Annotated in this window: 23 protein-coding genes and 1 pseudogene; 12 read left to right on the forward strand and 12 right to left on the reverse strand. The window is 65.4% G+C overall.

Translation table 11 applies throughout. From position 1 onward, the window contains the following. Positions 1-137: 137 nt before the first annotated feature. Positions 138-1,928 carry an aspartate--tRNA ligase gene (aspS, locus tag NL241_RS15685; RefSeq protein ID WP_494398019.1) on the forward strand — a complete coding sequence of 597 codons (1,791 nt, stop codon included), beginning with the start codon at positions 138-140 and terminating at the stop codon, positions 1,926-1,928. A 21-nt stretch (positions 1,929-1,949) separates the two neighbouring features. Here the strand turns inward: aspS and NL241_RS15690 are convergent, their stop codons facing one another. Then, entirely contained in the window at positions 1,950-2,384 is a 435-nt protein-coding gene (locus NL241_RS15690; RefSeq protein WP_487692716.1) for a VOC family protein, read from the reverse strand. Between the two features lie 67 nt (positions 2,385-2,451). On the opposite strand from NL241_RS15690, the gene NL241_RS15695 reads away from it, so the two are divergent. After that, positions 2,452-3,117 carry a GntR family transcriptional regulator gene (locus tag NL241_RS15695; protein ID WP_494398020.1) on the forward strand — a complete coding sequence of 222 codons (666 nt, stop codon included), beginning with the start codon at positions 2,452-2,454 and terminating at the stop codon, positions 3,115-3,117. Further along, on the forward strand, positions 3,110-3,523 hold the full coding sequence (locus NL241_RS15700) for a nitroreductase family deazaflavin-dependent oxidoreductase (protein WP_494398320.1): 414 nt from the start codon (positions 3,110-3,112) through the stop codon (positions 3,521-3,523). The genes NL241_RS15695 and NL241_RS15700 overlap by 8 nt, the downstream gene beginning before the upstream one ends. A gap of 47 nt (positions 3,524-3,570) precedes the next feature. On the opposite strand, the gene NL241_RS15705 is transcribed toward NL241_RS15700, so the two are convergent. Beyond that, positions 3,571-4,755: a thiolase family protein gene (locus NL241_RS15705; protein WP_494398021.1), complete on the reverse strand. Its 1,185-nt coding sequence runs from the start codon at positions 4,753-4,755 to the stop codon at positions 3,571-3,573. 95 nt (positions 4,756-4,850) lie between these two features. On the opposite strand from NL241_RS15705, the gene NL241_RS15710 reads away from it, so the two are divergent. Continuing rightward, complete coding sequence (locus tag NL241_RS15710; RefSeq protein ID WP_494398022.1) at positions 4,851-5,321, forward strand: winged helix-turn-helix transcriptional regulator; 471 nt, start codon at positions 4,851-4,853, stop codon at positions 5,319-5,321. Here the strand turns inward: NL241_RS15710 and NL241_RS15715 are convergent. Together NL241_RS15715 and NL241_RS15720 are read right to left on the reverse strand one after the other, a co-directional pair. After that, the gene (locus NL241_RS15715) at positions 5,311-6,714 is read right to left on the reverse strand and encodes a selenium-binding protein SBP56-related protein (protein ID WP_487692720.1); all 1,404 of its coding nucleotides are present in this window, start codon (positions 6,712-6,714) and stop codon (positions 5,311-5,313) included. The two genes, NL241_RS15710 and NL241_RS15715, sit on opposite strands and share 11 nt — an antisense overlap. A gap of 30 nt (positions 6,715-6,744) precedes the next feature. After that, positions 6,745-7,125, reverse strand: a complete 381-nt coding sequence (locus NL241_RS15720) for an MmcQ/YjbR family DNA-binding protein (RefSeq protein ID WP_487692721.1) — start codon at positions 7,123-7,125, stop codon at positions 6,745-6,747. A 225-nt stretch (positions 7,126-7,350) separates the two neighbouring features. Between NL241_RS15720 and NL241_RS15725 the strand changes: the two genes are divergently transcribed. Together NL241_RS15725 and NL241_RS15730 are read left to right on the forward strand one after the other, a co-directional pair. Next, positions 7,351-7,842, forward strand: coding sequence for a nuclear transport factor 2 family protein (locus NL241_RS15725; protein WP_487692722.1), 492 nt, complete (start codon positions 7,351-7,353; stop codon positions 7,840-7,842). Between the two features lie 46 nt (positions 7,843-7,888). Then, positions 7,889-8,755, forward strand: coding sequence for an SMP-30/gluconolactonase/LRE family protein (locus tag NL241_RS15730; RefSeq protein ID WP_494398023.1), 867 nt, complete (start codon positions 7,889-7,891; stop codon positions 8,753-8,755). A gap of 6 nt (positions 8,756-8,761) precedes the next feature. Here the strand turns inward: NL241_RS15730 and NL241_RS15735 are convergent, their stop codons facing one another. Both NL241_RS15735 and NL241_RS15740 read right to left on the reverse strand, forming a co-directional pair. After that, positions 8,762-9,646, reverse strand: a complete 885-nt coding sequence (locus NL241_RS15735) for an NAD(P)-dependent oxidoreductase (RefSeq protein WP_487692724.1) — start codon at positions 9,644-9,646, stop codon at positions 8,762-8,764. Beyond that, complete coding sequence (locus NL241_RS15740; RefSeq protein WP_487692725.1) at positions 9,643-10,731, reverse strand: zinc-dependent alcohol dehydrogenase; 1,089 nt, start codon at positions 10,729-10,731, stop codon at positions 9,643-9,645. The genes NL241_RS15735 and NL241_RS15740 overlap by 4 nt, the downstream gene beginning before the upstream one ends. Before the next feature lie 310 nt (positions 10,732-11,041). Here NL241_RS15740 and NL241_RS15745 point away from each other — a divergent pair, with 310 nt between their 5' ends. The 6 genes and pseudogenes from NL241_RS15745 (at position 11,042) to NL241_RS15770 (ending at position 18,104) form a co-directional block, all read left to right on the forward strand. Further along, the gene (locus NL241_RS15745; RefSeq protein ID WP_487692726.1) at positions 11,042-12,364 is read left to right on the forward strand and encodes an MFS transporter; all 1,323 of its coding nucleotides are present in this window, start codon (positions 11,042-11,044) and stop codon (positions 12,362-12,364) included. Between the two features lie 111 nt (positions 12,365-12,475). Next, the gene (locus NL241_RS15750) at positions 12,476-13,507 is read left to right on the forward strand and encodes a LacI family DNA-binding transcriptional regulator (RefSeq protein ID WP_494398024.1); all 1,032 of its coding nucleotides are present in this window, start codon (positions 12,476-12,478) and stop codon (positions 13,505-13,507) included. Positions 13,508-13,754: 247 nt separating this feature from the next. Next, positions 13,755-15,035 (forward strand): M24 family metallopeptidase, encoded by a 1,281-nt coding sequence (locus NL241_RS15755; protein ID WP_494398025.1) that lies wholly within the window; start codon positions 13,755-13,757, stop codon positions 15,033-15,035. A gap of 38 nt (positions 15,036-15,073) precedes the next feature. Beyond that, complete coding sequence (locus tag NL241_RS15760; protein WP_494398026.1) at positions 15,074-15,910, forward strand: hypothetical protein; 837 nt, start codon at positions 15,074-15,076, stop codon at positions 15,908-15,910. Next, positions 15,813-16,526 (forward strand): Nramp family divalent metal transporter, encoded by a 714-nt coding sequence (locus NL241_RS15765; RefSeq protein ID WP_494398027.1) that lies wholly within the window; start codon positions 15,813-15,815, stop codon positions 16,524-16,526. Before NL241_RS15760 ends, NL241_RS15765 begins: the two co-directional genes overlap by 98 nt. A 355-nt stretch (positions 16,527-16,881) precedes the next feature. Next, positions 16,882-18,104, forward strand: a pseudogene (locus NL241_RS15770) (HNH endonuclease signature motif containing protein). 127 nt (positions 18,105-18,231) lie between these two features. Here the strand turns inward: NL241_RS15770 and NL241_RS15775 are convergent. From NL241_RS15775 to NL241_RS15800, 6 genes are all read right to left on the reverse strand, one after another. Beyond that, positions 18,232-19,050: a BtpA/SgcQ family protein gene (locus tag NL241_RS15775; RefSeq protein WP_487693516.1), complete on the reverse strand. Its 819-nt coding sequence runs from the start codon at positions 19,048-19,050 to the stop codon at positions 18,232-18,234. A gap of 46 nt (positions 19,051-19,096) precedes the next feature. Then, positions 19,097-19,867 carry an SDR family NAD(P)-dependent oxidoreductase gene (locus tag NL241_RS15780; protein ID WP_494398028.1) on the reverse strand — a complete coding sequence of 257 codons (771 nt, stop codon included), beginning with the start codon at positions 19,865-19,867 and terminating at the stop codon, positions 19,097-19,099. A 26-nt stretch (positions 19,868-19,893) separates the two neighbouring features. Next, positions 19,894-20,955: an ABC transporter ATP-binding protein gene (locus tag NL241_RS15785; RefSeq protein WP_494398029.1), complete on the reverse strand. Its 1,062-nt coding sequence runs from the start codon at positions 20,953-20,955 to the stop codon at positions 19,894-19,896. Between the two features lie 22 nt (positions 20,956-20,977). After that, positions 20,978-21,793 carry a carbohydrate ABC transporter permease gene (locus tag NL241_RS15790; protein ID WP_487693521.1) on the reverse strand — a complete coding sequence of 272 codons (816 nt, stop codon included), beginning with the start codon at positions 21,791-21,793 and terminating at the stop codon, positions 20,978-20,980. Continuing rightward, a complete protein-coding gene (locus NL241_RS15795) occupies positions 21,790-22,641 on the reverse strand; it encodes a carbohydrate ABC transporter permease (protein WP_487693708.1) in 852 nt (283 codons plus the stop codon). The genes NL241_RS15790 and NL241_RS15795 overlap by 4 nt, the downstream gene beginning before the upstream one ends. 62 nt (positions 22,642-22,703) lie before the next feature. Further along, entirely contained in the window at positions 22,704-24,038 is a 1,335-nt protein-coding gene (locus NL241_RS15800; RefSeq protein WP_487693522.1) for an ABC transporter substrate-binding protein, read from the reverse strand. Between the last annotated feature and the right edge of the window lie 25 nt (positions 24,039-24,063).

Genomic DNA, 24,063 nt, shown 5'->3' on the forward strand with positions numbered 1-24,063 from the left:
CTACTGCCGTGGCGGGGAATGCCGGGCGACGCCCTCTTTTCATGGTGTCCGGCCCTGTCTCCCCCTCGTACCGCAGGCTCGTCGACCGGCCACCTAGACTGTTCCAGTCTTTCGAGCCATCCGAACAAGGAGTATTTGTGCTGCGCAGTCACACCGCGGGTTCGTTGCGGGCAACCGACGCCGGCCAGACCGTGACGTTGGCGGGCTGGGTGGCGCGCCGCCGCGATCACGGCGGTGTCATCTTCATCGACCTGCGCGACTCTTCCGGAGTGTCCCAGGTGGTGTTCCGCGAGGCGGGCGTGCTCGAGCAGGCGCACCGGTTGCGCGCCGAGTTCTGTGTCCTGGTCGAGGGTGTGGTGGAGATCCGTCCCGAGGGCAACGCGAACACCGAGATCGCGACCGGCGAGATCGAGGTGAACGCCACCTCGCTGACGGTGCTGAGCGAGAGCGCGCCGCTGCCGTTCCAGCTCGACGACACCGCCGGCGAGGAAGCCCGGCTGAAGTACCGCTACCTCGACCTGCGCCGCGAAGGCCCCGGCAATGCGTTGCGGCTGCGCTCCAAAGTCAACGCCGCCGCCCGTTCGGTGCTGGCCGAGCACGATTTCGTGGAGATCGAGACGCCGACGCTGACCCGTTCGACGCCGGAAGGCGCCCGCGACTTCCTGGTGCCCGCGCGCCTGCAGCCGGGCTCGTTCTACGCCCTGCCGCAGAGCCCGCAGCTGTTCAAGCAGCTGCTGATGGTTGCCGGGATGGAGCGCTACTACCAGATCGCGCGCTGCTACCGCGACGAGGATTTCCGCGCCGACCGCCAGCCCGAATTCACCCAGCTGGACATGGAGCTGAGTTTCGTCGACGCCGACGACGTGATCGCGGTGTCCGAGCAGATCCTCAAAGCCCTGTGGGCGCTCATCGGCTACGACCTGCCGCTGCCGTTGCCGCGTATCGGCTACGCCGAGGCCATGAGCCGATTCGGTTCGGACAAGCCCGATCTGCGCTTCGGTGTCGAGCTCGTCGAGTGCACCGACTATTTCAAAGAGACCCCGTTCCGGGTGTTCCAGGCGCCGTATGTCGGCGCGGTCGTCATGCCCGGCGGCGCGTCGCAGCCGCGGCGCACCCTGGACGGCTGGCAGGAGTTCGCCAAACAGCGTGGGCACAAGGGCCTGGCCTATGTCCTGATCGCCGAGGACGGCACCCTGGGCGGGCCCGTCGCCAAGAACCTGTCCGACGCCGAACGCGAGGGCCTGGCCGCGCACGTCGGCGCCGAGCCCGGCGACTGCGTCTTCTTCGCCGCCGGCACCCCGAAGGCTGCTCGCGGGTTGCTGGGCGCCACCCGCATCGAGATCGCCAAGCGCCTCGACCTGATCGACCCGAACGCGTGGGCGTTCACCTGGGTGGTGGACTGGCCGCTGTTCGAGCCGGCGGACGAGGCCGCAGCCCACGGTGACGTCGCCGTCGGCTCTGGGGCCTGGACCGCTGTGCACCACGCGTTCACCTCACCGCAGCCGTCGTCGCTGGACACCTTCGACACCGACCCCGGCTCGGCGCTGGCCAACGCTTACGACATCGTGTGCAACGGCAACGAGATCGGTGGCGGTTCCATCCGTATCCACCGCCGCGACGTGCAGGAGCGGGTGTTCGCGATGATGGGCATCGACCACGACGAGGCCCAGGACAAGTTCGGCTTCCTGTTGGACGCGTTCACCTTCGGCGCACCGCCGCACGGCGGTATCGCCTTCGGCTGGGACCGCATCGTCGCGCTGCTATCCGGGGTGGACTCCATCCGCGAGGTGATCGCGTTCCCGAAGTCCGGCGGCGGCGTCGACCCGCTGACCGATGCACCCGCGCCGATCACACCGCAGCAGCGCAAAGAATCCGGTATCGACGCCAAGCCGAAGTCCGCCGAGGACGCCAAACCCAAGGCGGTTTAGGCCTCTTACCGCGGCGGCCGGCTAGACCGCGAACACCTGGTCGTCGTCGGCGAATGCCTTGAACTCCAACGCATTTCCGGCCGGGTCGTAGAGGAACATGGTCCACTGTTCGCCCGGCTGACCCTCGAAGCGGACGTACGGCTCGATGACGAACTGTTGCTCGGCGGCTTTGAGCCGGGCCGCGAGTTCGTGGAATCGGGTGACGGTGAGGACCAGCCCGAAGTGCGGCACGGGAACGTCGTGGCCGTCGACGGGATTGTGGGCTCGTGCCGGTGGTTGCGCAACCTTGTGGGTGACGAGCTGGTGGCCGTGGAAGTTCCAGTCGGTCCAGTTGGTGTCGGTGCGGCCCTGCTCGCATCCCAGGATGTCGCCGTAGAACGTGCGGGCGGCGTCGAGATCGTCGACCGGCACCGCCAGATGAAAGCGGGGGATGGGGGAGTCGAGGACTGCGCTCACGTCGCACCTTTCAACGGGATCAGCGGATGTCTGAATGTTAACATTCTGACAAATCGAGGGAGGCGCTGTGACCGTTGCACCCGCCCGGCGGCGCGGATTGGCCGCGGAGGTGGCCGACAACATCCGCGACGCGATCTTCGCCGGCGGCTACCCGCCCGGTTCGTCGCTGCGAGAGGTGGAACTCTCCGCGGCGCTGCGCGTGAGCCGCGGCCCGGTGCGAGAGGCGCTTCTGCTGCTGGAACGCGAAGGCCTGGTGCGCAGTGAGTGGCACCGTGGAACCACGGTGGCTGCGCTGTCGGAGGAAGATGTCGCCGAATTGCATTCGCTGCGTAGCGCATTGGAGGAGCTTGCGGTCCGGTTGGTGGTGGGCGGCGACCGGGATCTGACGGAGGTGGACCAGGCGGTGGCGGCCATGGCTCGCGCCGAGACCGCGCACGACATGGTGCGCTGCGATATCGCTTTCCACGACGCCGTGTACCACGCGGCCAAGCACTCGCGGTTGACCGTGGCGTGGCAGGCCATCCGCTCGCAGGTGTATCTGCTGCTGCTGACCCGAATCGGGGTGGACACCACCGATTACCTGACCCATCTGCCCGCCGAGCACCGGGAGCTCGCCGAGGTGTTGCGCGTCGGGGATGTGGACGCCGCTGTGGCGTTGTTCGCTGTTCACCGGGAGCACGCGATGGGCGTGCTCGGCGTGAGGCACGATGGCAGTCGTGACCGACATGCCTGACTTGAACGCATTCAACGCCGCGATCGTAGAAGAGTTCCGCACCAATGGCGGCAAGGTGGGCGGGCCGTTCGACGGCGCCACCCTGCTGTTGCTGCACACCACCGGAGCCAAGAGTGGTCAACCCCGGCTCTCACCGCTGGCGTATCTGACCATCAACGGCAAGATGCTGATCGTCGGCTCCTACGCGGGTGCGCCGAAAGACCCGGCGTGGGTGCACAACCTGCGGGCCAACCCCCGCGCACACATCGAAGTCGGCACCGACGCCTACGACGTGAACGTGCGCGAATTGCCCTCCGACGAGCGCGACGAGCTGTACGCCAAGGTGGTGGCCGTCGCCCCGGGTTTCGGTGAGTACCAGGCCAAGACAACCCGCGTCATCCCGCTGTTCGAGCTCACCCGAGCGTGAGTTCGGCGCGCTCGTAACCGCTCAGCGGTTGTGAGCGCGCCGAAATCTCAAAGAGCTTCGATGATGGTGGCGTTGGCCATGCCGCCGCCTTCACACATGGTCTGCAGGCCGTAGCGGCCGCCGCGCTGGTGCAGGGCGTTGACCAGAGTGGTCATGATGCGGGCACCGCTGGCGCCCAGCGGGTGTCCGATCGCGATGGCACCGCCGTTGACGTTGGTCTTGGCCAGGTCAGCCCCGGTGTCCCGGGCCCAGCTGAGCACCACGGGCGCAAACGCCTCGTTCACCTCGAACAGATCGATGTCCTTGATGGTCAATCCGGCCCGGTGCAACACCTTCTCGGTGGCGGGGATGACGCCGGTCAGCATGTACAGCGGGTCGGAACCGACGACCGTGGTGGTGTGGATGCGGGCCAAGGGCTCGAGCCCGAGGCGTCGCGCCGTCGCACCGCTGGTGATCATCACCGCGGCGCTGCCGTCTGACAGGGGCGACGAGTTGCCCGGCGTGATCTCCCAGTTGATCTGCGGGAAGCGGGCGCTGTACGCCTCGTTGTAGAACGCCGGCTTGAGCCCGGCCAGCGTCTCGACAGTGGTGCCGGGCCGGATGATCTCGTCGGTGCTCAGACCGGCGATCGGCGCCAGCTCGTTGTCGAACAGCCCTTCCTTGGTGGCCCGGGCGGCCTTCTCGTGGCTGGCCGCGGAGAACTCGTCGAGCTCGAGGCGCGAGAGGCCCCACTTGGCGGCGATCAACTCGGCGCTGATGCCCTGCGGCACAAGACCTTCGGGATAGCGGGCGGCCATGTCGTTGCCGAACGGGTTACTGCCGGGCAGGACCGAACTACCCATCGGCACCCGGCTCATGGACTCCACACCCGCGGCGATGACGATGTCGTAGGCGCCCGCGAGCACACCCTGGGCGGCGAAACTGATGGCCTGTTGGCTGCTGCCGCACTGGCGGTCGACGGTGGTACCCGGAACGGTTTCCGGGAAGCCCGCGCCCAACAGGGCGTTGCGGGCGATGTTGACGGCCTGATCGCCCACCTGGGTGACGGCTCCGGCGATGACGTCATCGACCTCCGCGGGGTCGATCCCGGTGCGGGCGACGAGTTCGCGCAGGCTGTGCGCCAGTAGGTCGGCGGGCAGCACGCCGTGCAAAGCGCCGTTGGCTTTGCCCTTGCCGATCGGTGTGCGCACCGCACCCACGATCACCGCATCCCGGTCTGAAAATCCGGTCATTTTTCCTCCTGACGCTCACCGCTGAGTATCGTTGTGTATATCCAGATATAGCACCTGGGTATAGTTAGAACAACTCAGATGATGAAAGGATTCCGATGCCGGTGCTGCAGGGTCCGCTGGTCGACCGCGATGCCTGGTCGGCGGTGGGCGAATGCCCGATCGAGAAGACGATGGCGGTCGTGGGGCAGAAGTCCGCGATGCTGATGATGCGCGAGGCGTACTACGGCACCACGCGGTTCGACGATTTCGCCAGGCGGGTCGGCATCACCAAAGCGGCGACGTCGGCGCGGCTGACCGAACTCGTCGAGGCGGGTCTGTTGACCAAACGGCCCTACCGTGAACCGGGTCAGCGGGCCCGCGAGGAGTACGTGCTCACCGAGGCCGGTGTCGACTTCATGCCGGTGGTGTGGGCCATGTTCCAGTGGGGCCGACAGCACCTGCCCCACCGTTCCCGAATCCAGCTGGTGCACAACGGTTGTGGAGCCGAGACCGCTGTGCAGATGCGTTGCGCCGACGGGCACGACGTCCCCGCCGACGAGCTGGGTGTGCAGTTGCTCAACCGGTGAAGCAGTAGGAGTCGCTGGACGCGTCACCGCCCTGCAGCCGGGTCTGATGCACCCGCAGACCGCGGAAGTCCTCGCCGTGCGGGAAGAAGCGCGGATCGGCTGTCAAGCCGCCGGAGGGGTCGGCATCGAGCTTGGCCATCCAGGCTCCCACCCCGTCCGGGTAGAAGACGTCGTCCCACGACGCGTACAGCGAGTTGGTGACATACACCCGTCGGCCGTCCCGGCTGATCTCCACCATCTGCGGCCCGCCGGCCAGGCGCAGGCCGGGCTCGGCCGGGTGCGGCTCCCGGCGTGCCACGCCGCCCAACCGCACCGAGGCCGTCTCCTTCGGGTGGAACGGGTCGCTGACATCGTATTGTTTGAGTTCTCCTGTGGCCCAACATGATACGTAGAGCCACTGATCATCGACGGACAGATCGATGTCGGAGACCAGAGGTGGTACCGCGCCGAAAGGTTGCAGGGCCGGGGGCAAATCGGCAGCGTCGGCCGGCTCGGCCGGAATGGTGATCACCTTGTCGACGGCCCAGGCGTCACCGTCGCGGTGCCACAACCAGATCGACGCCGACAGATCCTCGACGCTGATCACCACGCCGACGAACCCCCAGGACTTGGTCGGGTCGTGGGCGGGGCGCAGTTCGAGCACCATCTGGTGCTCGTCGCCGAGGTCGATGCGCTGGGTCAGCTTCCGCTCCGACATACTCCAGAAATTGATGTGGTGGCCGAACCGGCGGCCCAGTAGATCCTCCGGATTCAATCCGGGTTCGATCATGGAGGGCGTGGCCCACTCGGAGGTCACCACGGTGTCCTGCCGCAGGTGCCACCACACGTCGTAGGCGAAGTACTGCGCTCCGCGGTCCTGCTCCCACGGGCCGAGCACCTCGAAGGTGTCGTGGTCGATCAACGCCACGCCGCCGGGCCCGTCGTCGCCGTTGGCGCCACCCAGAGCGGACATGAAGATGGCACCGGGTCCGCAGTGAACGGTGTGTGGCCGCGAGTAGCCGGCCTTGGCCGACAGTTCGGCGGCATCGATGACGTGGCTGAGCTTCGGGTTCAGTGGGTCGGGTTTGGTGTCGAGGACATAGGTGTGCGACGACCGAAGACCCGGTACCAGCAGGAACCGCCGCTCGAGGTTGTGGTGGTCATGACCGTCATGGCAGAGCGCGCTCGAGCACGCGTTCCAGCCGAAGTGGTGCAGTTCGTTGCCGGCGCTCGGTAGTTCCGACCAGCCGACCACGCAACCGTAGCTGTCTGATCTGGGATTGCAGTCGAGCACTGCGAGGGCGTCGTTGATGCGGGCCGTCGGATCGTAGGCGGCGACATAGGCAAGCTGCTCGGGTGCCGCGGTGATGGCGGCGCCCGGGCTGCGGTAGAAGGTGGAATCGGTGGCAGCCATGTCGCTGATGATCCTCCGCAGCCACGCCGGTCAGGCGGAATCGTCCAGGAAATCCTTGACCAATTTCTTGGGGGCCTGTGCCAGCCAGGCGTCGGTGACCAACTCTCGCAGCGCCGGCACATCGATCCGGGCCAGCCGCACCAGTACCGCGGCGTAGCCGTCGAAATGCGGGGTGGTGAAGTACACGTCGGGTTCCTCGGCGATGAGGGCGAACTTGACGCCTTCGTCGGCAACACGAGCGCCGAGGATGTCGCCCGTCGGCGCGGAGTCGCCCAGTGCCGCCATATCGGCTTTGCGCAATGGTCGCTCCCACACGATCAGCTTCGTGCGCACCCGCCAGTTGCGCGGTGACGGCTCCGCGGTCTCGGGAAGCTCGCCGACCAGTCGCGCGACGTCCGCCCAGGTGGCCATGCTGGCACCGTACCGGCGGCCCTGCTCGAATGCGCCGCGACGTCGGTTTGGTCCCGAGAATGCCGTCACATTTCTCGAACTGAAGTCACACCGTGGGTGGTCGCCGAAATGCCCGTGGCCTTGTGGGCCTGTTGCATGACATCGGACTCCCATGGCATAATGCAAACGATTGCACATGAACAGCTGTCTGTTATAGGTTGTATCGCAACATGATTGGAGTGGGGAATGTCCCAGGATGATTTCGCGGCGCTTTTGGCGCGTGTGCAAAAGATCGAGGATCGCAACGCCATTCTCGACACCTTGACGCAGTACGGGCACGCAATCGATTACGGCGACTTCGACCGATTGGTGGACTGCTTCACCGACGACGCGGTGCGCGAGAACCGGCGCCCGGACGGGTCTGTGCACCGCTGGGAGGGCCGCGCCGGAACCATCGACTTCGCCACTCGCCACTCACACGCACCCGAGCAGTACCACAAGCACCTGGTGCTGAACAGTCGAATCGAAATCCACGGGGACACAGCTGATGTGGTGAGCTACATGTTCCGGTTCGATCCCCGTGAGGACGAACCGTCCTTCGTGTGGGGGATGGGCCGCTACCTTGACACCATGCGGCGCGACGCGGATGGGCGCTGGCGCATTGCGCGGCGCATCTCCGAGATCGAGGATCAGTGGCCGGGTCGCTTTGTCTTGACCGGCCTTCAGCAGCAGGGCTGAGTCGGCCGGCCACGACCCGCCATCAGGCGCTCGACCGGAGCTTCGAGTGCTTCTCGACGTGGAGGCCCGGGTGCGCCGGCTGGGCAACGGTTACGCTTTCGTCGAAGGCCCGGTGTGGCACCCCACCGAGCGCTATCTGTTGTTCTCGGACATTCCCGGCGACCCGCGACGGCGGTGGGACGCGTCCGGCGTGGTGGAGGTCGCACGGCCGACCCCACACGCCAACGGCATGACCTTCGACCGGAACCTGAATCTGGTGGTGTGTGAGCACAGCACGTCCTGCATCGCTCGGTTCGACCGGGCAGGATTGAGGTCCGTGCTGGCAACACATTTCGAGGGTCGCGAACTCAACAGCCCGAACGACGTGGTTGTCCGGGCGGACGGGTCGATCTACTTCACCGACCCGATGTACGGCCGGATGCCGGGATACGGATTGGAACGCCGGTCCGAATTGGGATTTCAAGGGGTCTATCGGCTACCGGTGGAGGGTGACCTCGAGCTGGTCGTCGAGCGTGAGATGTTCACACAGCCCAAAGGCCTGTGTTTCTCCCCGGATGAGACGCTGCTGTACATCAACGACACCGATCAGGCGAACATCCGGGTTTTCGACGTCCGCCCCGATGGACGGCTCGAAAACCCACGCGAATTCGCGTCAGGTCTGTGGAAGGCTGACACCTCCGGCACGCGCAACGACGACCTCGGGGTACCGGACGGCATGAAATGCGATGCCGCGGGCAATGTCTGGGTCACCGCCCCCGGCGGCCTGTGGGTATTCGCACCGAACGGGCAGCACATCGGCACAATAGGCGGCCCCGGCTGGAGCACCTTGTTCCTCACGGCCAGCACTTCGCTCTACTCGATCGAGACGCGGACAAGTGCCCGACTTGAGCCCTTCATGCAGCCGGGCGGCTGACCCGCATCAGCTGAGGGCACGCAGATAGACCGCCACCGCGGCCATGTCCTGATCGCCCAGACCGTGGTCGATTGCCCGGAGTGTGGTGTCGCGGTTGACCAAAGCCTGTGGCATCAGCGCGCCGAGCTCTGCGGCCAACGTCGTGATCAGCCCGAGGTCTTTGGCCGCAAGCGTCAGCGCGAACTGAGTGGCCGCGCTATCTGGACGGACGTAGTTGTCGCGACGGTAGTTCACCATAGGGGCGGCCACGGCGCTGTTGCAGAACACATCGTAGGCCTGCTCGCGGTCGATACCGGCGCGCTCGGTCAGCACCAGTGATTCGGATACCGCCTGACCGAGCCCGTAGATCACGTTGTTGACGGCGAGTTTCATCACCGCACCGGATCCAGAGTCGCCGAGGTGATAGATCACCGCACCCATTGACTGCAGCAGTGGCCGTAGACGCGTCACGACGGTGGTCGGACCTCCGACCATGATGGTGAGAGCAGCGGCCTCCGCCGCTCTCACGGCACCGGATACCGGCGCATCGACCGCCGTTCCGCCGGCGGCGTCGATCTCCCGGGCCAGCCAGGCTGTCCCTGCCGGGCCGGTGGTGCCCATGTCCAGTGCGACCTTGCCGGGCGACCACCCGGCGAGCAGGCCTCGAGGCCCTTGGTAGACGGCACGGAGGGCATGCTCATCGGCGAGCATGGTCACCACGACGTCCGCGTTCTCGGCTGCTTCCCGCGGGTCGTCGGCCACAGTGATTCCGGGCCGTGTGCGCGCGAAGTCCTCGGCGAGACGGCGGGTGCGGTTGCACACGACCACCGAAAAGCCGGCGCCGGCGATATTGGCGGCCATCGGGCGACCCATTCGGCCCAGGCCGAGGAATGCAACTGTTAACGTGCTCATGAGAACCGCGTCTCGCGGGTGTCGGGCGCCCACGGATCGATCAACGTTTTGATTCGTGTACTGCGCCGTTCCGCCAGCGGGCGAAGGCCCTTCTCGACCAGGTCGTCGAGTGAGAGCGCCACCGGCGCGACGTCGCTCCACCCACCGCGACGTGACGCCAGCAAGCGCAGCGCCTCAGGCAGATCCAGAGCGCAGACGTGGGCGTTGGTACCGATCAACTCGACTTCGCGTAGTGAGATCTCGCGTGCATCGATCTCCACCGGATTGTGCTGGAGGCCCACCATGACCACCCTCGCGCCGCGTGGCGCAAGATCAATGGCCTGTTTGAAACCACTTGTGCTGCCGGAAACTTCGTAGATGACCGAGGCGATGATGCCGTGTTCGGACAGCACCTCCACGACATCGTGCTCGCCCCCGATACGTACGGTGTGCGTGGCTCCGAGAGCATCGGCCACTCGGAGCCGGCCGGCGTCCAGGTCGCAGACGACGACACTATGGCACCGGTCGACGGCCGCGTAAGTCAGGAATGCGCCGATACCGCCGGCTCCTAGAATGACCGCCGATTCGTCGGGTGCAAGTCGTCCCCGCCGCATGGCGTGCACCGCAATCGACATCGGCTGAGCCAGCGCGGCAGTGTCACCGGTGATGTCTAGACCCGACGCATCAACGCAGATGGAGGCAGGTACCGCAACATATTCCGCCAGCGCCCCATTCTGGTTCAACCCCAGGGTCGAATATCTCTGGCACAGGTTGGTCATGTTGCGTAAGCACCAGAAGCACTCGCCGCAGGAGATGCCCGCACCCGACACGGCCAGCGACCCGATATCAAAACCTGCGACGTCCGCCCCCTTGCTGATCACGATGCCCGCCAACTCGTGCCCCGGGATCATCGGTCCTACGTGGCCGGAGACCGGATGTGCATGCTCGATGGGGAACATGTCGGGACCGGTGTCGAACTCATGGGCGTCGGTTCCGCAGATGCCGACCGCGCACACTTTCAGCAACAGTTCGCCAGGCGCGGCCGATACGTCGGGTACCTGCTCGATGCGGACGTCGCCTCGACCATGAAAAACAGCTGCTCGCATGGCGTTTCACCTGCTCCGTTCGGGTGTCGTGATTGCGGGGATTGTCGATCATGTTTGCGTCTGCTCTTCCGCGGTCCAGGTGAGACCGGGTGCCGCTGCAGCTGCAACGGGTGTGTTGCGACGCACTGATGCAAACGATTGCTCACAGCTTAGGACGATCGTCGCGGCCCTGTCAAAGTGTGAGGGTTGACACGTTGGCTCTCCTGCGGGAAGCTGAGTCTCAGTAATGCAAAGGTTTGCACAGAACGGCCAGCGCGGCAGCGGAAACGGCCGGCGAAGTGCAATCAGTCTTTCGAGTGAGGATCACCTGATGACACCAATACCCGACCACCGTGGCACCGGCGCCGGGACGGTCGCCCGACCATCAGGGCCGAAACCGATGCGAGCCGCAGTCGCCGGTGGCCTGGGGTCGCTGGTCGAGTACTTCGATTTCGCAATCTACGGCTTTGTCGCCGTCTACATCGCGGGCCATTTCTTCCCCAGCGACGAGCCGGCGATCGGCGTCTTGGCCACCATGGGCGCCTTCACCGTCGGCTACATCGTGCGCCCGCTTGGCGGCTGGTATTTCGGGCGGATGGGCGACAGGCACGGACGCAGCAAGGCGCTCGTGGTCACTGTTCTGTCCATGGGGGTGTGCACGACCGCTATCGGACTGCTGCCGGGTTACAGCACGATCGGGATCGTGGCACCCGTCGGGCTCCTGGTGTTGCGTGCTCTTCAAGGATTCTGCGCCGGCGGTGAAGTTGCCGGAGCGGCGTCCTACACGGCGGAATCCGCGCCGGCGCAACGCCGTGGCTTCTTCACGTCGTTCACCCCGATGGGGACAACGGGAGGCTATGCCGCCGCCGCGATCGTCGTCGGGCTGACAACCATCGCCACCACGCCCGAGCAGATGCAGTCCTGGGGATGGCGGATTCCGTTCCTGGTGGTGGCGCCAATCACGTTGATCTGCACCTTCTTCCGGCTCAAGCTTGAGGACTCCCCGGAGTTCCTGGAGATGTCCGGCAAGCAGGTCGCCAAGAGCCCGCTGCGGCAGGTTCTGTCCCAGAATCCTTGGCAGGTGCTCCAGGCCGCCCTGCTGACGTTTGCGACGTTCGGAACCTCCACACTGGTACTCGCTTATTTCCCCACGTTCTTCATCAAGATTCGCGGCTTCGATGCACAGCCGTACTACTGGATGATGGCGGTTGTTATCTCGTTGGCACTGTTGACTTTCCCGGTCATCGGCTCTCTGTCGGACCGATTCGGACGCCGGGGCGTGATGCTGGCCGGCTATGGCACACTTGCGGTGCTGGCGTATCCCTTGTTCTGGTCGCTGGAGAACTCGCAGAGCCTCGTCGTTCTCGGCATCGTGCTGCTCGTGTACTACGTCATCAACGGCGTCACCATCGCAACCACATACCTGGTGACGGTTGAAGTGATGCCGCGAGCAGTCCGTTACACCGGTTCGGCTCTGGGCATCAATCTCGGCCTGATCGTCATCAGCTTCGGGCCTACCCTGGCCGCCGAGGTGGTGAATGTGTCCGGCAGCCTCGTGCCTGTCGCCGCGTGGGCTGCGGCGTGCGGGGGGATCGGAGCCGTGACGCTGATCTTCGGTGTCCGGGAAACCGCACGCGCTGAACTCGCGAAGTAGCCGACTGCGAATCACGGGCGAAACACTGTGCAAACTTTTGCACCGGGGTTAGGATGACCTCGTCCGTGGTCCGCCCAGGTGTGCTGAAGGCAGAGGAGTGCAATGCCTGACGTGACGTTGAAGGACGTTGCCGATCGGGCCGGCGTTCATTTCGGAACCGTGTCGCGGGCACTGGATCCGAAACGCGCGCACAAGGTCAGCCCTGAAACGCGGGAGAGGGTCGAGGCGGCCGCACGCGAACTGGGCTATCAGGCCAACGTGATGGCGCGTGGTCTACGCAAAGGCAGCACCGGGGTGATCGGGGCCGTGGTGGCCGATCTGGGTAACCCTTTCCTCCCACCTATTCTTCGAGGACTGGAAGACGTCCTCGGTCCGCGCGGATTCATGACCGCGGTATCGGAGACGCGGGAGGATCCGGCTGCCCTGCGCCGCATCTGCGAGCACCTGCTCTCACGGCGGGTCGACGGAATCGTCATCAGCGCAGCGCATATCGATGACGGCTCGTTCATCAGCGCGCTGGAACAATCGGTTCCGGTGGTTCTTGTGGTGCGCCGCGTCAGCGGAGGCGGTCACCACACGGTCGCCCATGACGACGTCCTGGGGGCCCGTATGGTGACCGAACACCTGATCGCTTCTGGTCATCGGCGGATCGCCCAACTGCAGGGGCCGCCCGATGTGTCGTCATTCGCGGGGCGCGCACGGGGCTTCAGCGAGGTAATGGTCGAGCACAATTACTCAGAGTTGGCCGTCGGCGAGCAGGCCGTCGAACCCACCACAGCCGAGGGCAGGCGACTCGCGTCCGCTCTGCTCCGATCGGACCAAGGGCGACCGACTGCCATCTTCGCCCACAACGACCTGATGGCCGTCGGCGTGCTCGAGGCGATGGACGAGGCAGGTTTGCGTTGTCCGCAGGATATCTCGCTGATCGGTTACAACGACGCGCCGCTGACGGCGCACCTGACTCCTCGGCTCACCACGGTCAGGCTCCCCAGCCACGACCTCGGCCGACGGGCAGGCGCCATGCTCCTGAACCAGGTCGACGGTCAACACGAACCGCCCGGGACCATTCAGCTGGAGCCGCAGTTGGTCATTCGTGAGTCGGTGAGCGCGCCGGCTCAGCCGGACCGTCGTTTGAGCGCGTGAGCTCGCGCGCTTCGGCAGACGCGGCCTGCAGTGCCGCCGCTGCTTCCTGAAAGGCATTGGCTGCCAATCACTGTCTGTTCTTGACAGTCAGACGGCAATGGGTAACACTGGCCGGTGTACGTCATGCAAAGGTTTGCATTACTACCCGGCAATGCCCCGCGTGGCCGGCGACTCACTTCGTTCCCGACGGCGCCTTGGCGGACAACTGCGCCGGGCGACATCGCGCTACTCATCAAAGACGGGCGACATGATCATTCCGACAACGGATGGAGCGAATCTCCAGACGAGCATCACGCCTCCGATCGGTTCGCCGGGCCACATGGGCGTGGACTACGAGGAGCGGGTGGATTTCGCCCGGTTGCGGGACTACCGCATCGGGCGGGCCAAGGCGGCGTTGGAAGCCAGCGGTTGTGGGGCGTTCCTGCTGTTCGATTTCTACAACATCCGCTACACCACCCAGACGTGGATCGGTGGGGCACTGGGCGACAAGATGATTCGCTACTGCCTGCTGACCCGCGACCGGGACCCGATCCTGTGGGATTTCGGCTCGGCGGTGCGGCATCACAAGCTGTACTCGCCGTGGTTGCCGCAGGAGAACTGGCGGGCCGGGTTCCTCGGGTTCCGCGGCGCGGTGGCCCCGGAAGCCGGGCTGATGCGCGATGCGGTGACCGAGATCAAGGCGCTTCTGGTGGAGGCCGGGGTGGCGGACGCCCCGGTGGGCATGGACATCGTGGAGCCGCCGTTCCTGTTCGAGATGCAGCGCCAGGGCCTGACGGTGGTGGATGCCCAGCAGAGCATGCTCGATGCCCGGGTGATCAAGTCGCAGGACGAGATCATGTTGCTCAACCAGGCGGCCGCGATGGTCGACGGGGTGTACCAGGACATCGTGGATGTGCTCAAACCCGGTGTGCGGGAAAACGAGATCGTCGCTTTGGCCAACAAGCGGCTCTATGAGCTGGGCTCGGATCAGGTGGAGGCCGTCAACGCGATCTCCGGTGAGCGGTGCAATCCGCATCCGCACAACTTCACCGACCGCATCATCCGCCCGGGTGATCAGGCATTCTTCGATATCATCCATTCCTACAACGGGTATCGCACCTGCTACTACCGCACCTTCGGGGTGGGGTCGGCCACGCAGAGCCAGCGTGATGCCTACAAGACCGCACGGGAATGGATGGATCGCTCCATCGAGGCGATCCGGCCCGGGGTTGGCTCGGACCAGATTGCGCGGTTGTTACCCAAGGCCGAGGATTTCGGGTTCGAGAACGAGATGGCTGCCTTCGGGCTGCAGTTCGCCCACGGGCTCGGGCTCGGTTTGCATGAGCGGCCGATCATCTCGCGCCTGAACTCGCTGGAGAATCCGATCGAGTTGCAGGCGGGCATGGTGTTTGCGATGGAGACCTACTGTCCGGCCTCCGATGGGACCTCCGCCGCGCGGATCGAGGAGGAAGTGGTGGTCACCGACGACGGCCCGGTGATCCTCACGAAGTTCCCGGCCCAGGAGTTGTTCGTCGCCAACGAGTACTAGCCAACGCGCACTGTCACCGAATACTGATGAAGCACAATATGACACACAGCTTCCATTTGGGCCGTCGCGCCCCGCTGGTCGACATCCCACGGCTCGGCCGCAAGCAAATCCTCACCTGCGCCATCGGCCCGAGCCTGATCGCGCTGGGAGTATCCATCGGTGATGGGGAATGGATCCTGGGCCCACTCGCTATGGGAGACGGTCCGTTCACCGGAGTGTTCTTCGCCGTGTTCCTTTCCGCCCTGCTGCAGACCATCTACAACATCGAAATCGCCCGTTACGTTCTTGCCACCGGCGAAGTCCCGATCGTCGGATTCGGCCGGGTACCGCCGGGCTTCCTGTTCTGGGTACCGATCAGTCTCGGTGTCCTGTATCTGAGCTACATCTTCGGGGGCACCTTTGCCGTCGCCGGACAGGCGCTGTATCCCTTGTTGTTCGGACATGTTGCGCTTCCAGGTGATATTCAGATCACCCGCCTCCTCGCGCTGGCAGTGCTGGCCGCTGCCATGGTGTTGGTGCTGGTCGCCAAAAAGGTCTCCGCGGCACTCGAACGCCTCAACGTCGTCATCGTCACCGCCTCACTGGCGGGGCTGGTCATTCTGGACCTTGCGCTGGTGCCCGCAGGCATCTGGCGAGAGGCGCTCAGCGCGTTCGTCACACCTACGTTGCCGCAGTCCGGCACCACTGCCACTGCGGTCGGCGCACTTGTCGGCTACACCGCCTTGGTATCGGGCCTCAACTGGTACATCATGGGCCACTCGCGACAAGGGATACGGCATGGGTCATCGAGTGGGCTTCATCGCCGGTGGACGCGGGGAACAACGAGAGATTCACGCCATCGGTGTGACGTTCGCGGACACCGAGTACAACCGTGAGCAGTGGAAACGGTGGAGGCGGTTGCTGCGGATCGACATGTGGGTGGTGTTCTTCCCCGCAGCCCTGTTGGGGATGCTGCTGCCCGCGGTGCTGGTATCACACCTGGCCCGCAGTACCGACAACCAGCCGACCGCCGGCACCATGCCGACCTACGTTGCCGACATTCTCGGCGCTCAGCACGGCCGGATGTTGTTTTGGCTCACACTGATCCTGGGTGCCCTGCTGCTCGTCAAGACCTCGATCAACGTGTTCGAAGGTCTGGTTCGGGTGCTCGTCGATGCCATCAATGGCAGTGCGTCGGGCCTGGGCAGCCGGGTGCGGAAAGACCCCCGCCGGTTCTACTTCATCTCCATGATCGGCTTCGCGGCGGTGATGGCAGTGATGCTCCACCTGGCCGTCCCGGCGACCCTGCTGCAGATTTCGGGCAACATGGCAACCCTGGGAATGCTGATCTTCCCGTTCCTGGTGGTCTACCTGAACCGGCGTCTACCGCAACCGGCACGACCGACGATCTTTGCGAACGGGGCGGTGTTGCTGTGTGCCCCGTTCTTCGGGTTCTTCTTCGTGAACTTCCTGGCCGAGATGCTCACCGGGGCACCCTTGCTGGTGTTTTGAAATACCGACAGCCGACGACCCAGTGGATCCGCCGGCTGAAGGTGCGTGCATGCGGTTCGAGTCAGAACTCAGACGAGAGAAATCGGCGCGGGCATCGCCGGTCTGAGTTCGGCCTCGACTTCAACCAAAACTCCTGTGTCCCTTGACTATCAGGTGTCACTCCGCGGGCTGTTTTGTCGGACCCTGGGTCTAGCTTCGGGGTATGGGTACTTCAGCGATCGCCGACAAGGAGGCGATGCTGGCTGCCCAGACCCAGATCGAAGCCTTGACCGCGCAGATGAACTCGTTGTCAATCGACGCGTTCACCCCGCTGGAGTTGTTGGCGCTGATGCAGCGCCGCGAAACCGTCGCCTGGATGCAGCCCACCCTGGATCACAAGGTGTACCAACGCCTAACCGTTGAAAGCACGCCGAAACAGTTGGGCTCCACCAGCTTCAAGAAGGTCTTGGCGGCCCGGTTGCGGATCAGTGAGGCCGAGGCCGCCCGCCGCCTCACGTCGGCCTCACTTTTGGGCCCGCGGACCGCGCTGACCGGGGAACCGTTGGAGCCGGCGTTGCCGAACATCGCCGCCGCCCAAGCCCACGGCCTGATCGGTCCGGAACATGTGGCGAAGGTCAAAACGTTCTTCAAAAACTCCCGGCAGCGGTGGACTTCTCGGCCCGTGAAGCCGCCGAAGCCGACCTGGCCCGCCACGCCTCGACCCTGGATGTCGACGGCTTCACCGAAGTCGCCGACCGACTGAAATACCTCCTCAACCAAGACGGCGAGTACAGCGATGTCGACCGCCAAGCCGGCCGGTATTTCACCATCGGCAAGCAGGACGCCGACGGCAACGTTCCGGTGCACGGCAGGCTCACCCCGGACTGCGCGGCCACCCTGCACGCCGCGCACGCCAAACTGGCCGCCCCAGGCATGTGCAACCCCGCCGACGAAACCCCGCAGGTCGACGGCGAGCCCGACGCCGAAAAAGCTCGCACCGATGCCCGCACCCAGGGGCAACGCAATCATGATGCGTTGCTGGCGATGGGTCGGGCGTTGTTGGCCTCCGGTGACCTCGGCCAGCACAACGGGCTGCCCGTCACCGTCATCGTCAAAGCGACTCTGACCGACCTGGAGAAAGGGGTGGGCCACGGCCTGACCGCCGACGGCACGTTGATCCCGATGCCCGAGGTCATCCGGATGGCTTCTCACGCGTTTCATTACCTGGCGTTGTTCGACGGGAAGGGGGTGCCGTTGCACCTGGGTCGGGCCCGCAGGACCGCCTCCCGCGGACAGCGGATCATGCTGCTGGCCCAACACGGTGGCTGCACCATGCCCGGATGCACCGCCTGCGGGTACCGCTGCCAAGTCCATCACGCCACCAAAGGCTGGAAAGACGGCGGCGAAACCAATATCGAAGACCTCACCCTGGCCTGCGGGCCGGATAACCGGATGGTGGAGACCACCGGTTGGACCACCCGAAACCGGCCTGAGGACGGCATCACCGAGTGGATTCCGCCCCCGGAACTGGACTGCGGGCAAACCCGCGTCAATGTCTATCACCACCCCGACCGGATCCTCGCCCCCGACGATCCGTGAGTCGAGCGGGCGGTCAGGACGGCCGTCGACTCCAGAGATCTCGGCGTGCATGCGGTTTGAGGCAGAACTCAGGCAACAGAAATCACCGAAATCGTTGTCTGAGTTCTGCCTCAACTGAAGGTGCTGATTACAGCGTGGCGCGGAACTCCTTGGCGGCGCCCATCAGTTCCTCGACCCGCGACTTCTGGGCGGGGTTCTCGAACACACCATCCTCTTTGAAGTAGGTACCGACGACGGCGCCGTCGGCGATGCCGAGTTGCAGCGCCACGTTCTCGGCACGCACCCCCGTGTTGACGAACACCGGCACCTTGCCCGCCGCGGCCTTGACCACCTTGAGCGACTCCAGATCGGTGGGGGAGCCCGCGGTGGCCCCGGAGACGCAGATGGCGTCGGGCAGGGTGGCGAAAACCGTGGTCCTGGTGATGGATTCGAGGTCACGGTCCGCCAGGTACTTGGCCGACTCGGGGACGATGTTGAACAGCAACTTCACATCGGATCCGCCGACCCGGGCGCGGTGGCGGGCCACCTCACCGACATTGGTGTCCCACAACCCGAAGTCACTGGCGTAGACGCCGGTGAAGATCTCCCGGACGAACTTCGCGCCGGTGGCGACGGCCAGGTCGATCGAGGCACGGCCGTCCCACAACACGTTGACGCCGTAGGGCACCGAGATGTCGGGCAGCAGTTCGCCGATGATCCGGGCCATGGTGATCGCGGTGATGGGCTCGGTCTTGGTCAGGTACGGCAGGCTGAACTCGTTGGAGATCATGACGCCATCAACCCCGCCACTCTGCAGTGCGTCGAGTTCGGTGCGGGCCCGGTTGACGACGGCGGCGATGCCGTTCGTGCTGTCGTAGCCCGGGTCGCCCGGAAGCGCGCTGAGGTGAAGCATGGCGATGACGGGTTTTCGGACACCGAATACCTCGTCGAGCCAGGTGGTGGTCACTTGAGTGCCTTTCTCTACTTTGAAACTGGGCTGGGGGCTGCGGGAGTCAGTCCATGTATGCGCCGCCGTTGACGGCGAGCGCTTCTCCGGTGATGAACCGGGCATCCTCGGACAGCAGGAAGGCCACGGCGCGTGCCACGTCCTCGGGTTGCTCGAGGCGGCCCAGCGGCGTGTCGTCGATCATCATGGTGCGGACCCCGTCGGGGGTGGTGCCGCGGAGTTCGGCCTCCCACTCCAATTCCCGTGACTGCATTGGCGTTTCGACAAAACCGGGACACACGCAGTTGACGGTGATGCGGTGCTCGCCGAGTTCGTAGGCCATGGCCTGGGTGAGACCGACAACGCCGAACTTGGACGCGACGTAGTCGGCGAGGAAGGGCACCCGGCCCTGCTTGCCCGCCATCGAAGCGGTGTTGACGATGGCGCCGGCGGTGCGTGCGCGCACCATCTCACGGGCGGCGGCCTGACCGCAGACGAAGACGCCCTTGAGGTTGACGTCCATGGTCTGCTCGTAGCGTTCCACCGGCGCGTCGAGGAACCGGTGCATGAACGAGATTCCCGCGTTGCTCACCCAGGCGTCCAGCCCGAACCGGCCGGCCACGTCGGCGGCCACCGCTGCCGCGGCCTCCGGTGAGGTGACATCCAGTTGGGCCGATTCGTGGCCCGCCTCGGGGTTGGGCAGCGCGGCCGCCACCTCGCGGGCGGCGTCAGCGTCGAGATCGGTGACGATGACCCGCCAATCCCGTTGGGCCAGTGTGTTCGCGATGGCACGGCCGATGCCCGAGCCTGCGCCGGTGACTACGACTGTGTTGGTCATCAGGTGCTGGATTCCTATCTGTTGTGTCAGCCGGCCAGACGCTGGCCGGTGTGGGTGTCGAAGAGATGGGTGGCGCCGGGGCGCGCTGCGAGGTCGACGGCGGCGCCCTCACTGATGCCGCTGAGGCGTGCGGTCTCCACCACGCTGGTCAACTCGGTACCCCGGGCGTCGATGGTGACGATCGCGCGGGGGCCGAGGTCCTCGATCAGGACTACGCGGGCGGCATCGTCGGCGTCGGACGGGCTGGGCAGCAGATCGTCGGGCCGAATTCCGAGCGTGAGGGACCCGCGGGTACCGAGGGTCTCGGTGGTCAACGTGAATCCCGTTGGGAGCGTGAATGTCCCGTCAGTGACTTCACCCTCGAGCAGGTTCATCTTGGGACTGCCGACAAACGTCGCGACGAAGGTGTCCGCGGGCTGCGCGTACACCTCCTGCGGGGCGCCCTGCTGGGCGATCTTGCCGTCTCGCATCACGACCATCCGGTCCGAGAGCGTCATCGCCTCTTCCTGGTCGTGGGTGACGTAGACCGACGTGATGCCCAGGCGGCGCTGGATCTGCAGCAGCTCGGTCCTGGTCTCGACCCGTAGCTTGGCGTCGAGGTTCGACAGCGGTTCGTCGAACAGGAACACCGCGGGTTCGCGGATGATGGCCCGACCGATCGCCACCCGCTGCTGCTGGCCGCCGCTGAGGTCCTTGGGCTTGCGGTCCACCAGCTTGCCCAGCCCCAATGACTCGGCGATGGTGGCCGCGCGTGCCAGCGCTTCGCGTCGTGGTGTCTTGGTGGCCCGCAACGGAAAAGCGATGTTCTCGGCGACGCTCAGGTGTGGGTACAGGGCGTAATTCTGGAACACCATCGCGATGTCGCGGTCACGCGGTTGCAGGTGCGTGACGTCGCGGTCGCCGATGCTGATGGTGCCCGAGGTCACCGTCTCCAGGCCGGCCAGCATCCTCAACGAGGTGGACTTGCCGCAGCCGGACGGACCGACCAGCACGGTGAAGGAGCCATCGGGCAGTTCCAGGTCCAGGTCACTGACGACGGTGGTGGGTCCGTACGACTTGGTGACGCCGGAGAATCTGACGGTTGCCATGGAGCGCGCAATTCCTCACTGTCTAGAACTTGACCGCGCCGCCGCTGATGCCCTGCACCAGCTTGCGCTGGATGAAGAAGCTCGCGATGACGACGGGTACCACCGCGATGAGGATCGCCGCGCTCATCGAGCCGATCTGCACCCCGCGGAATGTGTTGAAGCCTGCGATGGCCACCGGCAGGATCGCTGCCTTGCCCGGCGCCAGGATGAGTCCGTAGAACAGGTCGTTCCAGGACAGGGTGAAACCGAAGATCGCCGCGGCGCCGATGCCGGGCAGCACCTGGGGCAGCACCACCAACCGGAACGCGGCGAAGCGGGTGAACCCGTCGACCTGGGCCTGTTCCTCCAGCGACCGGGGCACGGCCTCGAAGAAGCCGATGAGGAACCAGGTCACCACGGGCAGAACAAAACTCAGGTGCGCGAAGATCACCGGAACCAGGGTGTCGGTGAGCCGCAGCGCATACGCCATCGTCAGGAACGGGAAGACCAGCACCGCAGGTGGCAGCACCTGGGCGGCCAGCATGCCGAATCGGGTCAGGGTGCCGCCGGCCCGGTAGCGGGCGATGGCGTAGGCGCCCATGCTGCCCACCACGACGCTGATGCCGACGGTCACCAGCGCCACCAGTGCGCTGCGGCCGGCGGCGCCCAGAATGCCCGAGGTCAGGACGTTCTGCCAGCTGGCGAAATCGGGGGTGAAGGCGAACAGGAACGGATCATTGAGCTGCTCAGGCGTTTTCACACTCGCCAGGGCGATCCAGACGATGGGGAACAGCACCGTGATACCCGCTGCCCACAGCAGCGCGACCCGCAGCACCGTGACCATGCTCGAGCGGGTCATCGGCTTTTGGCCCTTTCCATCCGGCGGAACGCGAACACGATGACCGCCAGCACCAGGATCAGCACCACGAACGCCATGGACGAGGCGGATCCGAGCCGGAAGAACTGGATGCCGGTCTGGTAGATGAAGTACTGCAGCGTCTCGGTTTCGGTACCGGGGCCACCGCGCGTGGTGGCGAACACGTACTCGAACACCTTCATCGCATCGAGGCTGCGCAGCAGGATCGCCACCACCAGTACCGGGGCCAGCAGCGGCAGTGTCACCCGCCGCAGCACGTAGAGGCCGCTGGCCCCGTCCACCCGGGCCGCATCCAAGGGTTCCTTCGGGATCGATTCCAGCCCAGCCAGAATCAGCAGCACCATGAACGGCGTCCACTGCCACACGTCGATCACCGCCAGGGTGAACAACGCCCGCCCCGGCCCGAAGAAGTCGTAGTCGAGGCCGACCGCGTGCAGCATCGCCGGGATGGCACCCAGCTGGTCGTTGAGCAGGAACCGGAACGTCAGGCCCACCGCGATCGGGGTGATGAACATCGGCGCCAGCAACATCGACCGGGTGAGATCGCGGGCCCAGCGCTGCTTTTGGAGGGCCAGCGCGATGGCCAGCCCGATGATGAGCTCGAGGCCGACGGCCACCAGCACGTACAGCGCCGTGGTGCCGAAGGCATTCCAGAACCCGCTGTCACCGAAGGTCGCGACGAAGTTGTCGGCGCCCACCAGCGCGGGCGCGCCGCGGTCGGTGAGCTTGTAGTCGGTGACGCTCAAGTAGGCCGCGTAACCAAGGGGGAAACCGACCACCCCGACGAAGAGTGCGACGAGGGGTGCGACCATGCCGTGTTGGAACTTCAGGGGGGATAACACGGTAGTCTTCGCTCCTTTCGTGGGGTGGTCGGTTTCCGGCTGGGGGTGGGTCAGCCCTGGATCCGCTCGGCCTCGGCTTGCGCGGCGGCCAGCGCGTCGTCGACGCTCTTGGTGCCTGCCACCGCTTCGTTGAGTTCGGTGCCCACGGCCTGGATCATCTCTTCACCGCTGGGCCCCTGGCTCAGGGGCGCGGAGTTGGCCAGCAACTTCTCGACGGTCTGGTAGTACTCGGCGCCGAACCGGCCCTCCAGCACGGCCGGGTCCTTCAGGGTGCTCTGCCGGATGGCCGCGCCGCCCTTCTCGGTGCGCGCAACATCGTTGGGCTTGCTGGTGATCCACGAGACGAAGGCCCATGCGGCGTCCGGAGTGGCCGAGTTGGTGGGGATGGCCCAGCTCCACGATCCCAGCACCTGCTTGCCGCCGGGGATGGGCGCCAGCTTGACCTTACCGGCCGCCGGACCCGAGCCGGGCTCGTTGATCGCGGGCAGCTGCCAGTTGTAGTTGATCATCGACGCCGACTGGTTGGCCGACACCGAACGCTGGGCCTCGTCCATGCTCCAGTTCAGGCTGTTGGCAGGCGCGGCGTTGTTGTAGGTGTCGATGTACGCCTCGAGGGCCCGCTTGGCCTCCGGGGTGTTCAGCGTGACCTTGCCGTCGGCGTCGTAGATCGAGCCGCCGGCCGCGAACAGCCAGTTGCCCCACTCCTCGAAGATCTTGTAACCGCGCTGCGGCTGCATGGCGATACCGGCGCGCTCGGGGGTCTTGAGCGCCTTGCTGACGGCGACGAGCTCGTCGAGATTGGTCGGCACCTGCTGATTGGCGGCCGCGAGATCGTCGGTGTTGTACAGGTATCCGAGCGCGTAGTTGTAGAACGGCACGGCGTAGTGGCTGCCGTCGACTTCGGTGATGTCGGTCAGCGGTGTGAAGAAATCTGCCGCGTCGTAGTCCGGTGTGCTGTCGATGCGGGAATCGAGCGGCTGCAGGAAGTTCGCGTTGGCGAAGTCCACCATCCACGGGTTGTCCACGACGATCAGGTCATACGTGGGTGACGACGACTGGAACGACGACACCAGCTTGTCGCGCATCTGGTCGTAGGTCAGCGTCTCGATGTTGACCTCGACGTCGGGGTAGTCGGCGTTGAAGTCGGCCACCATCGACTGCACGATGTCGGTGTCGGGCACATTCTCCATCAGGATGCGCACGGTGCCCGAGACATCGGCGGAAACCTCGCCGGATCCGGTGGATTCGGCCTGTTCGGGTCCACCCGAGCCGGCGCAGGCGGACAGGGTGAGCGCGAAGGCGGCTCCGAGGGCGATCAGGGCTGTTTTCTTCCGGCGGAAGCCTTCCGACTTCCGCCGCGGAGTGGGATTTTGGGCGAATCTCATGTGAGCACAGTTCCTTTCAGTTGTT

It is taken from the genome of Mycolicibacterium sp. SMGY-1XX (assembly GCF_059132455.1).

Coding starts and splice junctions, on each gene's coding strand:
- NL241_RS15710 (WP_494398022.1), top strand. CDS start 4,851: ATGCCGGTGCTGCAGGGTCCGCTGGTCGACCGCGATGCCTGGTCGGCG.
- NL241_RS15700 (WP_494398320.1), top strand. CDS start 3,110: ATGCCTGACTTGAACGCATTCAACGCCGCGATCGTAGAAGAGTTCCGC.
- NL241_RS15800 (WP_487693522.1), bottom strand. CDS start 24,038: ATGAGATTCGCCCAAAATCCCACTCCGCGGCGGAAGTCGGAAGGCTTC.
- NL241_RS15735 (WP_487692724.1), bottom strand. CDS start 9,646: ATGAGCACGTTAACAGTTGCATTCCTCGGCCTGGGCCGAATGGGTCGC.
- NL241_RS15705 (WP_494398021.1), bottom strand. CDS start 4,755: ATGACCGGATTTTCAGACCGGGATGCGGTGATCGTGGGTGCGGTGCGC.
- NL241_RS15765 (WP_494398027.1), top strand. CDS start 15,813: ATGGGTCATCGAGTGGGCTTCATCGCCGGTGGACGCGGGGAACAACGA.
- NL241_RS15725 (WP_487692722.1), top strand. CDS start 7,351: ATGTCCCAGGATGATTTCGCGGCGCTTTTGGCGCGTGTGCAAAAGATC.
- NL241_RS15780 (WP_494398028.1), bottom strand. CDS start 19,867: ATGACCAACACAGTCGTAGTCACCGGCGCAGGCTCGGGCATCGGCCGT.
- NL241_RS15790 (WP_487693521.1), bottom strand. CDS start 21,793: ATGACCCGCTCGAGCATGGTCACGGTGCTGCGGGTCGCGCTGCTGTGG.
- NL241_RS15755 (WP_494398025.1), top strand. CDS start 13,755: ATGATCATTCCGACAACGGATGGAGCGAATCTCCAGACGAGCATCACG.
- NL241_RS15720 (WP_487692721.1), bottom strand. CDS start 7,125: ATGGCCACCTGGGCGGACGTCGCGCGACTGGTCGGCGAGCTTCCCGAG.
- NL241_RS15785 (WP_494398029.1), bottom strand. CDS start 20,955: ATGGCAACCGTCAGATTCTCCGGCGTCACCAAGTCGTACGGACCCACC.
- NL241_RS15745 (WP_487692726.1), top strand. CDS start 11,042: ATGACACCAATACCCGACCACCGTGGCACCGGCGCCGGGACGGTCGCC.
- NL241_RS15740 (WP_487692725.1), bottom strand. CDS start 10,731: ATGCGAGCAGCTGTTTTTCATGGTCGAGGCGACGTCCGCATCGAGCAG.
- NL241_RS15760 (WP_494398026.1), top strand. CDS start 15,074: ATGACACACAGCTTCCATTTGGGCCGTCGCGCCCCGCTGGTCGACATC.
- NL241_RS15715 (WP_487692720.1), bottom strand. CDS start 6,714: ATGGCTGCCACCGATTCCACCTTCTACCGCAGCCCGGGCGCCGCCATC.